Source organism: Antarctobacter heliothermus, assembly GCF_900188425.1.
GTDB classification, from domain to species: Bacteria; Pseudomonadota; Alphaproteobacteria; order Rhodobacterales; family Rhodobacteraceae; genus Antarctobacter; species Antarctobacter heliothermus.
In genome coordinates this window covers 1-2500 of the sequence record NZ_FZON01000104.1, presented here as the reverse complement: position 1 = coordinate 2500, position 2500 = coordinate 1, and the positions used below count along the sequence as shown (strand labels likewise).

The window sequence follows — 2500 nt, the reverse complement described above, 5'->3', positions numbered from 1 at the left end:
AGGTACGGTAACACGTACTGGAGGTCCGAACCCACACCTGTTGAAAAAGGTCGGGATGAGTTGTGCCTAGGGGTGAAAGGCCAATCAAACTCGGAGATAGCTGGTTCTCCGCGAAATCTATTTAGGTAGAGCGTCATCCGAATACCCCCGGGGGTAGAGCACTGGATGGGTAATGGGGCCCCACAGGCTTACTGATCCTAACCAAACTCCGAATACCGGGGAGTACTAGATGGCAGACACACTGCGGATGCTAACGTCCGTAGTGGAGAGGGAAACAACCCTGACCTACAGCTAAGGCCCCCAATTCATGGCTAAGTGGGAAAGCAGGTGGGACGACCAAAACAACCAGGAGGTTGGCTTAGAAGCAGCCATCCTTTAAAGATAGCGTAACAGCTCACTGGTCTAAATAAGTTGTCCTGCGGCGAAGATGTAACGGGGCTCAAGCCATGAGCCGAAGCTTAGGATGCGTGAGCATGGTAGCGGAGCGTAGTGTGATATAGCACCGATCTTTACTATCGCACATCGGGTATGAGGCGCGTGTAAACGTGCTCAAGTAGCCGATAGGCGGTAGCACAAGATCAGGTGCTTTCGATGAAGCCGGCGCGTGAGCGATCCGGTGGAGAGATCACTAGTGAGAATGATGACATGAGTAGCGACAAAGAGTGTGAGAGACACTCTCGCCGAAAGTCCAAGGGTTCCTGCTTAAAGCTAATCTGAGCAGGGTAAGCCGACCCCTAAGGCGAGGCCGAAAGGCGTAGTCGATGGGAACCAGGTTAATATTCCTGGGCCAGGAGGATGTGACGGATTGTGGCGGCGTGCGTGCCTTATCGGATTGGCGCGTATCCAAGACAGTCCCTGGAAATAGCCCTCCATTAGATCGTACCCTAAACCGACACAGGTGGACTGGTAGAGAATACCAAGGCGCTTGAGAGAACGATGTTGAAGGAACTCGGCAAAATACCTCCGTAAGTTCGCGAGAAGGAGGCCCGGCGTAAGAGCGTCGGGGGCACAAACCAGGGGGTGGCGACTGTTTATTAAAAACACAGGGCTCTGCGAAGTCGCAAGACGACGTATAGGGTCTGACGCCTGCCCGGTGCCTGAAGGTTAAAAGGAGGGGTGCAAGCTCTGAATTGAAGCCCAGGTAAACGGCGGCCGTAACTATAACGGTCCTAAGGTAGCGAAATTCCTTGTCGGGTAAGTTCCGACCTGCACGAATGGCGTAACGACTTCCCCGCTGTCTCCAACATCGACTCAGCGAAATTGAATTGCCTGTCAAGATGCAGGCTACCCGCGGTTAGACGGAAAGACCCCGTGCACCTTCACTACAGCTTCGCACTGGCATCAGACACAACATGTGCAGGATAGGTGGTAGGCTTCGAAGCAGGGACGCCAGTCTCTGTGGAGCCACCCTTGAGATACCACCCTTGTTTTGTTTGATGTCTAACCGCGGCCCGTTATCCGGGTCCGGGACCCTGCGTGGTGGGTAGTTTGACTGGGGCGGTCGCCTCCTAAAGCGTAACGGAGGCGCGCGAAGGTTGGCTCAGAGCGGTCGGAAATCGCTCGTTGAGTGCAATGGCAGAAGCCAGCCTGACTGCAAGACTGACAAGTCGAGCAGAGTCGAAAGACGGCCATAGTGATCCGGTGGTCCCAAGTGGGAGGGCCATCGCTCAACGGATAAAAGGTACGCCGGGGATAACAGGCTGATACTGCCCAAGAGTCCATATCGACGGCAGTGTTTGGCACCTCGATGTCGGCTCATCTCATCCTGGGGCTGGAGCAGGTCCCAAGGGTATGGCTGTTCGCCATTTAAAGAGGTACGTGAGCTGGGTTTAGAACGTCGTGAGACAGTTCGGTCCCTATCTGCCGTGGGTGTAGGAGATTTGAGAAGAGTTGCCCCTAGTACGAGAGGACCGGGGTGAACGATCCACTGGTGGACCAGTTGTTATGCCAATAGCAGTGCTGGGTAGCTATGATCGGAAAGGATAACCGCTGAAGGCATCTAAGCGGGAAGCCCCCTTCAAAACAAGATCTCCCTGAGGACCGTGGTAGACCACCACGTCGATAGGCCAGAGGTGTAAGCACAGCAATGTGTTCAGCTGACTGGTACTAATGGTCCGATAGGCTTGATTTGATCCAGTAACAGCAAGGTTAATCACCGAGCTTTACGGGCAAATAAGCATACTACACCGTAAACACAGTAAGCCTTGACCTGGACAACGATGTTGATTGATGACGATGCACCTCAAATGCATCGTCCTGGTTTTTCCTTGGTTTGGTGGTCATAGCACGAGCAAAACACCCGGCTCCATTCCGAACCCGGCCGTTAAGTGCCGTCGCGCCAATGGTACTGCGTCTCAAGACGTGGGAGAGTAGGTCGCCGCCAAACCTAGAAAAAACCAGATACCTCTATACACCAAAAATACATAAAGCCCCCGCAGCCAAAAACTGCGGGGGCTTTCGCATGAAAAAATCTCAAAATAAATAGCCGATAAAAAACAAC

2 rRNA genes (1 of these 2 cut by a window edge) are annotated in these 2500 nt (G+C 53.4%); both read left to right on the top strand.

The features are described from left to right. Window positions 1-2131: ribosomal RNA gene (locus CHB90_RS25050) — 23S ribosomal RNA — on the top strand (it extends 1357 nt beyond the left edge of the window). 140 nt (window positions 2132-2271) lie between these two features. After that, window positions 2272-2386: ribosomal RNA gene (rrf, locus tag CHB90_RS25045) — 5S ribosomal RNA — on the top strand. The last annotated feature ends 114 nt before the right edge of the window (window positions 2387-2500 follow it).